Below are 9,543 nucleotides of genomic sequence, written 5' to 3' on the forward strand. Positions count from 1 at the left end.
GCCTTCGGGCGGGTCGGTCCGCACGACCCTACGACCCGCCACCGACACTCCGTCACGCGCCGGTCCGCGCAACGGACGAGAGGGGATCCCTCGGCCGGGCCCCGCGACCCGCCGGGCCCCACGAATCCGGCCGGGCCCGGAACCGGGTGGGCGCCGGCCCGCCGCGCACCTCCCGGGGGAGGGACGCCCGGCGGACCGGCGCCGGCCGGCCGGTCAGAGCGGGAGCAGCTCCGGGCGCTTGGCCTCGACGTGGTCGCCGGAGGACTCGCCGCGCAGCCGGCGGCCGACCCAGGGCAGCAGGTAGCTGCGGGCCCACTGGATGTTCTCCCGGCGGAGCTCCGCCGGCGAGGGGACGTGCCGCGCGGGCCAGGGTGCGTCCGGATCCTGCTCGACCGGGATGCCGAGGGCGCGGGCGGCGAGCAGGGCGACCCGCTGGTGGCCCTCGGGGGAGAGGTGCAGCCGGTCGTCGCTCCAGGCCCGGCGGTCGTGCACGGCCCGCAGGGACCACAGGTCGGCCACGGCGCAGCCGTTCCGGTCGGCGATCGCCCGCAGATGGCCGTTGTAGGTGGCGATCCGCCCGCGCAGGTGCTTGAGCACCGGCACCCCGCGGGTGTCGAAGCCGGTGCAGATCAGCACCGTGCCTGCCGCCTCGCGGAGTTCGAGGACGGCGGCCTCGAAGCGCTCGGCCACCTCGTCCGGGTCGCTGCCGGGCCGCAGGATGTCGTTGCCGCCGGCGCAGAAGGTGACCAGGTCGGGCCCGGTCCGCCGGACCTGGGGCACCTGTTCGGCGACGATCTGGTCGAGCAGTCTGCCGCGGACGGCGAGATTGGCGTAGCGGAAGTCGCCGTCCGGGCGGCGCTCGGCGAGCAGCCCGGCGAGCCGGTCGGCCCAGCCGGCGAAGACGCCGTCCGGTCCCGGGTCGTCCAGGCCCTCGGTGAAGCTGTCGCCGAGGGCGGCGTACGAACGAAGGTCAAGTGTCTCCTGGTGGTCGGCCATGGAAGGAGATACTTCACTGTCTCAAGTAACCTACGCCACCGTAGGTGCCCGGTCGCGGTGCGTGAGATTGGCCACTGCCGGGCGGTGGGCCGGTGCGGGACGGCGGCCGGCGGATGGGGCGGGCCGGTGCTGGACGGTCGTGGCGGGTGGCGGGTGGCGGGTGGCGGGTGGCGGGTGGCGGATGGGGCGGGCCGGTGCTGGACGGTCGTGGCGGGTGGCGGGTGGCGGTCGGTCGTCAGGGTCGTCAGGGTCGGCCGTCGAGGTCGGCGGTCGGGGGTCGTGGTTCGGCGGCGCCCGGCCTCAGTGTCGGTGATGGTTGTCCGGCTGGGCCGGGTCGCCGGGATGCTCCAGGCCGGGGACGAGCTCCAGCCGCCGGGCCCGGGCCGCGTCCAGCCAGCGGACGAAGGCGAGGCGCCGGGCCGCCTCGGCCGGCCGGCCGGGGGCCGGGCCGGCGGCCGGCTCCTGGACGGGCGCCGCGACCAGCCTCGCCGTCCAGCCGCGGACGGTGACCCGGTCGCCCGCGGGTGCCGCCCGCAGGGCCGCCGCCAAGTCCCGCGGCAGGCTGTCGGGGTGGGCGTCGAACTCCCCGTCGGGCGTGCTGAGCCGCCAGGACGGACCGGCCGGTCCCGGGGCGGCGGGCTCCCCGGGGCCGGCCGTCACCCCGGCCGTCACGGCCAGGTACACCGCGCGGACGGCCGCGTTGCCCTCGTACGCGGCGGCGGTGATGGAGCCGAGTTCGACGGCGGCGCGCTGGTCCAGCCGGGCGGGCGGGGCGGCCGGTACGTCCAGCCCGCGGTCGGCCGCCTCGGCCTCGCAGAGCCGTTCGGTGAGCAGGACCTGCGCGACCCAGCGGGTCAGCTGCCGGTCCTCCGCGCTGCTGGCGAGCGGCAGGGCGGAGGAGCGCGGGCCGGCCCGCATGGCCGCGAGCCTGCGGTCGAGCTCCGTCCGGGGCAGCGGCCGGCCGTCCAGCAGGCCCAGCACCCCCGTAGGCCGTTCATCATGACGGTGCGTCATCAGGTCACCACCAGTTCCACGGTGGGCGCGTACTGGCAGCGCCCGAACCACATCACCTTGGTCAGCGCCCAGGCCCGGACGGGCTCGGCGTCGGCCGGCGGGGCCACCTCGAAGCGGAGGGTCCGGGTGGCGCCCGCGGCCAGGGTGAAGCCCCGGACCGGGTCACGGACCGCCTCCCAGGTGCCCCAGGGCGAGACCACCTGCAACTCGCCGCGGATCTCGCCCCTGGTGCGGTTGCCGAGCACCACCCCGAGGTCGGCGCGGCCGCCGGGGGCGACCCGGACGGCGGTCGTCAGGGACTCCACCGAGAGCCCGGTGTCCCGCCCGGCGGCCGCCGTGGTCCCGTGGGTGACGTCGCGCCGCCAGAAGCCCTCGTCGGGCTGTCGGTGCAGGGCCGGCTGGTCGCCCACGGCGAGGGTCGCGACGTCCTCGATGCACTGCCCCCCGTACTCGATCCGGGCGGCCGCGAAGTACAGGCCGGGCCCGACCCCGGCCGGGGGCGTGAGGGTGACGGGGAAGCGCAGGTGCCCGCCGGGCGCGAGCCGGTACGGGCGCCGGCCGGTGCTCACCCGCCAGCCCTCCGGCGCGAGCACGGTCGCCGTTCCCTCCGTTTCGGCGTCGCGCAGGTGCGAGGCGAGCACCACCGAGATCTCGACCGGCTCACCGTCCGTCCGCAGCAGGCCCGGTGAGACACCGACCGACACCGGCAGGTAGCCCATCGGGGCCGGACCGCGGTTGTGCAGCCAGTACCGGGCGTGCACCGGCTGCGCCACCTCGGCCGTGGGGCCGAGCGGGCCACGGCCCGGGCGCCCGGTGCCTGCCGGCGGCTGCCGCCGGCCCGCCGGCTCGTCCTCCTCCGCGCGCAGGCCGGCCGCACCGGCCGCCACCGGCACGCCCACCAGGGTCGTCACCGCGGAGCCGGCCAGCGGCACGCCCCGGGCCGCCCCGGCCTCGTCGATCGCCGGGCCGGTGGGGCGTTCCAGCAGGTCGGCGGGGTGCAGCCGGCCGAACCGCAGGGCTCCGTCGAGCCGTGCGGTCCGGCCGAGGCCGGTCGACTCCAGCAGGCGCAGGGTGACCCCGGCCGCCGGGTCCGGGTGGGCGGCGCTGCCGTGCGCGACGGGGTTGCCGGCCGGCTTGAGGGTGCTGAGCAGCACCTCGCGGGCCGGGTGGACCCGCAGGTAGGAGCGGGTCGGCGGGAGCGGCCCGTGCTGCGGGCCCAGCAGCCGGGCGTACAGCGGGTGGTTGAACTCCTGCCCCTGCGACGGGAGCCGGAGGGCCCGCCAGTCGCCCTCGCCGGAGACGAGCGCGTAGTGGAAGTCGTGCGTCCAGTGCTGGAGTTGGAAGGAGGAACCGTCCGGGGCGGTCCGCCTCGGCGGGTCGATCCAGATGCCCGACGGCCAGCCGGTGCACGAGCGCAGCAGGGACAGGTGCAGGGCCCCGGACGGGTCCACCGCGAAGCCGGGCAGGCCGTAGGTGAGCAGGGCCACCGTCCGGTCGGTGAGCAGCTCACCGGGCGGCACCGGGCCCGGGCAGCCGGCCGACACCTGGGCGTCGGCGAAGTCGTCCACCAGGGCGTCCAGTTCGCCGTCCAGGACGATCAGCGCCGGGAGCGCCCGCAGGTCGCGCAGGTCCGCGTTGGGCTGCCAGGCCTCGGTCAGCGGCTTCTCGGCGGGGACCCAGACCCGGCCGTGCCGGGCGAGTTCGGCGGCGTGCGCGGGGCCGGCCCGCTCCAGCAACTCCCGGGCCGCCGCGTTCTGTTCCGGGCCGCCCAGGACGATCCGGAAGTCCGGCAGGTTGGAGTCGACGTCCAGCCAGCCGTAGCGGGCCCAGCCGGCCGCCGCGGTGGTCGCCGTGACCCCCACCCGGGCCAGGGCCACCACCAGGTCGCGGGCGCCGGCGGCGGCGTCCAGGTCGCGGACCACGATCTCGGCCACGCCCAGCGCGCGTTCGCCGAGCGGCGCGCCGGCCGTGCCGGTGAGCGTGACCCGGGCGGTGGAGCCCAGCCCGAACCAGGTGTTGGCGGGGTTGTCCAAGGTCCACGGCGCCTCGGCCGCGTCGACGTCGGGCAGGGCGAACCCGCGGCCGACCACGGCCCCGGCCACCTCGCTGACCGGCAGCGCGCCGGGCAGCTCCAGCGGGAACCGCAGCCTGACCAGCCGGTCCGCGCCGCGCTGGTCGGCCACCCGGGTCCGGCCGTCGATCCGGGCGGCGCCGCGCCAGAGCGTGACGGTCTGCTCGTACCGGATGCCGTCCACCTCGCCGGCCACCACCAGCCGCTCGCCGAGCGGCCCGGACTCCGCCCGCACGGTGGCCGGCGCCGCCGAGGCACCCGTGACCGGGCCCTTCGGCAGCAGGTGCCAGGGCCCTTCGCCGAACTCCGGGTGGGCCGGGTACTCCTGGTACACGCGCAGTTCGTTGCCGACCGCGCCCGGGCGCAGCAACTCCCGCCCGTGCGCCTTCTCCAGGACGCTGACCAGGCCGCCGCCCCGGGCCGGGTCGGCCGTCACCCGGTAGTGCTCGTTCTCGGCCGTGAGGCCCGGCCGGGCACTCCAGAGCGGCTCGGCGACACCCGGGCGGCCCGGCAGCAGCCGCCAGCTGCGCCAGCCCAGCGCGGGCACGTCCGAGGCCAGGAAGCGCAGGGTGCCCCGGTCCACCGCGCAGGGCAGCTCGGTGCCCGTGTCGTCCAGCACCCGGCCGCCCCGGAAGCCCGCCGGGAGCCGCACCGCCACCGGGCCGGACCGGTCGAAGGACAAGGTGTTGGCGACCACCACCGTCGTTCCCTCGCCGGTGCTGTCGACCCGGGACAGCAGGGCGTCGAGCGCGGTGTCCCGGACGCCGGCGGCCAGGTCGTGCGCCTCGCGCCAGCCGGCCAGCAGGTCGATGTACACCTGGTCGGACTCCGACCCGGTGATCGCGTCGTGGTGGGCGCCGTAGGCGAGTTGGCGCCAGACCTTGTCCAGCGCCGCGTCGGGGTAGCCGCCGAGCCCCTCCAGCACCGCGAGGGTGGCGAGCTTCTCGGCGTCGACCGCCGCGACCTCGGCGGCCCGCTGCGCCTGCTTGGTGTCGATGTACGAGACGTCCTTGCCGGTGTAGACCGGGTTCATGTCCCGGCTCTGCGGGCTCGGCCGCCGCCCGGTGGCGGCGGGCTCGGCGCGGACGGCGGTCAGGAAGTCGCGCGGGGTGCCGCAGACGAACCTCGGCCAGACGTACTTGGCGGCCCAGGAGCGGTGGACCTCGGTGACCCACTTGTTCGGCGGCGTGTAGTCGGTGCCGACCGGGAGCAGCAGGTTCCGGCCCGCCCCCACCGGTTTGAGCTTGCGGTACAACTCGTACACGGCCTGCTCGGCGGCGGCCAGGTCGGGTGCGGAGTCCATCCACCAGCCGGCCGAGTAGTGGTGCGGCATGTAGTGGGTGAGCACCCCGAGGCCGGACGGCGATATCCACTCGAACTCGCTCGGGAACTGCATCACCCGGGCGTCGTCCTTGGCCGCGCCGAAGTTCTTCTGGATCGGGCCCCACTGGTGGAACGGACCGCGGGCCCAGGCGCTGCCGGTCAGCCCGGCGGCGGCGAGCAGGCCGGGGAACTGCGGGTCGTGGCCGAACACGTCGAGCTGCCAGGCGGTCCGCGGGTCGCCGCCGAGGATGTCCCGCTGGTGGCCGACCCCGTAGACGATGTTGCGGATGGTGGTCTCGACGCCCGTCAGGTTGGTGTTGGGCTCGTTGTACGTGCCCCCGACCAGCTCCACCCGGCCGCTCTCCAACAGGTGCCGCAGATCGGCCCGGCGCTCCGGGTGCTGGTCGAAGAACGGCTTGAGGTAGTCGACCTCGGCCAGCACGAAGCAGTAGTCCGGGTCGCGCAGGGCGAGGTCCAGGTGCGCCTCGACCAGCGCGAAGCCGTTGCGCTCCCAGAGCGGCCGGGTGGTCGCGTCGCTCGCCAGCAGCTCCCAGGGCGAGGTGTAGGCGGCCTGGGTGTTCCACCAGACCGGGTCGTAGTGGAAGTGCGAGACGAGGTACATGGTCCAGCCGGGCTCGGCCACGGTGACGCGCGCCTCGCGCCGGGCCCCGCCGGCCGTGACCAGCACCGGCAGCTCGCTGCCCGGCGCCGCTCCGGTGACGGTGAGCGGCACCTCGACCACGCCCGTGCCCAGCGCCTCGCCGTGGACGCCCGGGCCGGTGACGGCGACCCGGGCGGGCGGGCCGTCCAGGACGACCCGCAGGACCTGGCGCGGGGCGTCCGCGGTGCCGACGAAGAGATCGGTGCCGACCACGTCGGTGATGCTGACCGGCACGGGGTGGTCCTCTCGACGAGCGGGCGAGTGGCGGTCATGCGGGTGGCGCTCGGGCGAGCAGCGGTCGGGCGGGTGACGGCGCGGCCGGTGCGGCCGGTTCCGGCCGGAGCCTAGACCGATGCGGCCGACCTGCCAAGGGCGGGCGGCGCGGCGACCGTCACCGACAGTGGCGATGCCGGCCACGGGGCGTCGCCGGCCGGGCCCTCCCCCTGACGGCCGGGTCCGAACGGGTGGACCTCGGCACGAAGGGCGGCCGCCACCTGACGGGGCCCGGGGCGGCCCTCCCGCCGGATGTCCACGCCCGGACGGTACGGCTCAAGCGGCGACGTGGCCGCCCGGCCCCGCCCCCGGGCGGACCCCGCCGCCACGGCGACCGCCGCACCACGCAACGGCGGGCAAGCGGTGGCAGCCCCCAGGGGTGCGGAGGAGTATGGAGCGCGTACCCCTGCAGGAGGGTCCCGCACATGCCCGACTCGGACAGCCGCGCCGGCACCGGCCGAGCCGTTCCGTTCGACCTGATGCCGACCGCAACCGCCGTCGTGGACGAGCAGGGAGCGGTGGTCGGATGGTCGGACGAGGCCACCCGGCTGCTCGGGCGGGGGCCCGAGGAGGTGCTCGGCCGGCCGATCGGCGACATGCTCGCGCCCGGTCAGCCCGACCTCCTGCCGCCGCGCGGCGGCTCCGCCCGCACCGAGGCCGGCCTCAGCAGCGGCGCGGTGATCCGGGTCGTCCACCGCGAGGGCCGGGTCCTCACCCTCGGCATCCAGGCCACCGCGCTGGCGGACGTCTCCGGCGACCGGCGCTGGCACCTGACCGCCATCGACCTGGGCCGCGCCCCCTGGTGGCGCGCCAGCCACTCGGTGCTGGAACGCTTCCTCACCCGGTCGCCCTACGGCATCGCCGTCCTCGACACCGACCTCCGGTACGTCTGGATCAACGGCACGCTGGAGCGGATGGCCGGCGTCGGCCTGGAGCAGCGGGTCGGCCGGCGGATGCGCGACGTGCTGCCCAAGCTCTCCCCGTTCCAGGTGGAACGCCAGCTCAGGTCCGTGCTGGACACCGGGCAGCCGGTGCTGAACTTCGAGTACCGCGGCTACGTCCCGATCGACCCCGGACGCGAGCACGCCTTCTCCACCTCGATCATGCGGCTGGACGACGACGACGGCCGGGTGCTGGGCGTCTGCTACATCAGCGTGGACATCACCGACCGCTGGCGCACCCGCGAGCGGCTCACCCTGCTCACCGAGTCGGGCACCAGGATCGGCACCACCCTCGACCTGGAGGCCACCGCCCGGGAACTGACCGAGGTCGCCGTTCCCGGCCTCGCCGACCTGGCCGTCGTCGACCTGCTCGACCCGGTGCTGCAAGGGGACGAACCGGGCCCGCCCGACCGCACCGGCCCGCCCCCGCTGCGCCGGATGGCCCACCTCTCGGTGCGCAGCGGCACCCCCGAGGCGGTGGTGCCGATCGGCGCGGATCCGGGCTACACGGCCTCCTCCCCGATGATGCGCTGCCTGGCCGAGGAGGGGCCGGTGCTGCAGCCCTCGATGCACGACCAGGCCTGGGCGGCGGACGACCGCGCCCGCGGGGCCAGCCGCGACACCTGGGACCTGCACTCCCTGATGGCCGTCCCGGTCCGGGCACGCGGAACGGTGCTGGGCGTGGCCGTCTTCGTCCGGTCGGGCAATTCCGATCCCTTCGAGGCCGAGGACCTGGCGCTGGCCGAGGAGCTGGTCTCCCGCGCGGCCGTCTGCCTGGACAACGCCCGCCGCTACACCCGGGAGCACCGGACCGCCCTCACCCTGCAGCGCAGCCTGCTGCCGCAGTCCCTGCCGGTGCTGCCCGCGATCGAGGCCGCCTACCGCTACCTGCCCGCGGCTGCGGACGGCAGCGCCGGCGGGGACTGGTTCGACGTGCTCCCGATCTCCGGCGCCCGGGTCGCCCTGGTCGTCGGGGACATGGTCGGCCACGGCATCAACGCGGCCGCCGCGATGGGCCGGCTGCGCACCGCGGTGCACACCCTCGCCGACATGGACCTGCCGCCCGACGAACTGCTCGCCCACCTGGACGACCTGGTGCTGCGCCTGGTGGACGAACGCTCCGAGCAGCCCGACGGGCCGGAGACCGCCGCCACGGCGCAGGGCGCCACCTGCCTCTACATCGTGCACGACCCGGCCACCGGCCACTGCACGATGGCCCGGGCGGGCCACCCGGCGCCGGCCATCGTCACCCCCGACGGCCGGGTCACCTTCGCCGAACTCCCGCCCGGCCCGCCGCTCGGGGTGGGCACCCTGCCGTTCGAGTCGGCCGAGTTCGACCTGCCGGAGGGCAGCGTCCTGGCGCTCTTCACCGACGGCCTGGTCACCGGCTCCGGTCTCGGCCCGGCGGCGGCCGGCGAGCGGCTGCGCCGGGTGCTGGAGTCCACCCGCCCCGGCCTGGAGCACGCCTGCGAGGACATCCTCACGGCCATGCTGCCGGACGGGCCGGACGACGACGCCGTCCTGCTGCTGGCCCGCACCCACCGGCTCCGGGAGGACCGGATCGTCACCTGGGAGCTGCCGAGCGACCCGGTGGTGGTGGCCGAGGCCCGGCTGCTGGCGGCCGGCGCGCTGGCCGCCTGGGGGCTGGACGAGCTGGTCTTCACCACCGAGCTGGTGGTCAGCGAGCTGGTCACCAACGCCATCCGCTACGGCTCGGCGCCCGTCACCCTGCGACTGATCAACGAGTCGGTGCTGATCTGCGAGGTCTCGGACGGGACCAGCACCTCGCCCCGGCTGCGCCATGCCCGCACCACCGACGAGGGCGGCCGGGGTCTCTTCCTGGTCGCCCAGCTCTGCCGGCGCTGGGGCACCCGCTACACGGACACCGGAAAGATCATCTGGGCCGAGCAGAACCTGCCCTGAGCCGCCGGCGGGGGCCGGTCCGGCGTCTCCGGACGGCCCCCCGGTGGCACTCGGGCGGCACCCGGGCGGTTGAATCGGAGTACCTCTGTTAGCGGGTACTCAGTGCCGTACGGGCCTCCGTCCGAGCGATATATCCGCCACACTATGGCACTCAGTGCCTTTACAGAGGGTACTGAGTGCCATATTCTGCGGAGGTGCGTTCGTCCGCCGGGCCGCCCGGCGCTGGGCCGTCAGGCCGCCCGCGGCCCGCGCTCCGCGGGACCGAACAGTCCGACCGACATCTGCCACAGGAGACAGGCCGTGAGCTTGAGGATCGTTGTCTGTGTGAAGTACGTGCCCGA

Annotated in this window: 4 protein-coding genes; 1 reads left to right on the forward strand and 3 read right to left on the reverse strand. The window is 76.0% G+C overall.

What is annotated here, in order from left to right:
- Nucleotides 1-213 precede the first annotated feature (213 nt).
- The 3 genes from IE329_RS23185 to IE329_RS23195 form a co-directional block, all read right to left on the reverse strand.
- A complete protein-coding gene (locus tag IE329_RS23185; protein WP_190212881.1) occupies nt 214-996 on the reverse strand; it encodes an SGNH/GDSL hydrolase family protein in 783 nt (260 codons plus the stop codon).
- A 300-nt stretch (nt 997-1,296) separates the two neighbouring features.
- The gene (locus IE329_RS23190) at nt 1,297-2,010 is read right to left on the reverse strand and encodes a DUF7158 domain-containing protein (protein WP_190212882.1); all 714 of its coding nucleotides are present in this window, start codon (nt 2,008-2,010) and stop codon (nt 1,297-1,299) included.
- Complete coding sequence (locus IE329_RS23195) at nt 2,010-6,299, reverse strand: glycoside hydrolase family 38 N-terminal domain-containing protein (RefSeq protein WP_190212883.1); 4,290 nt, start codon at nt 6,297-6,299, stop codon at nt 2,010-2,012. The genes IE329_RS23190 and IE329_RS23195 overlap by 1 nt, the downstream gene beginning before the upstream one ends.
- A 464-nt stretch (nt 6,300-6,763) precedes the next feature.
- Between IE329_RS23195 and IE329_RS23200 the strand changes: the two genes are divergently transcribed.
- The gene (locus IE329_RS23200; protein WP_190212884.1) at nt 6,764-9,202 is read left to right on the forward strand and encodes a SpoIIE family protein phosphatase; all 2,439 of its coding nucleotides are present in this window, start codon (nt 6,764-6,766) and stop codon (nt 9,200-9,202) included.
- Nucleotides 9,203-9,543: the final 341 nt, after the last annotated feature.

It is taken from the genome of Kitasatospora indigofera, from assembly GCF_014655955.1.
Classification (GTDB): Bacteria; Actinomycetota; Actinomycetes; order Streptomycetales; family Streptomycetaceae; genus Kitasatospora; species Kitasatospora indigofera.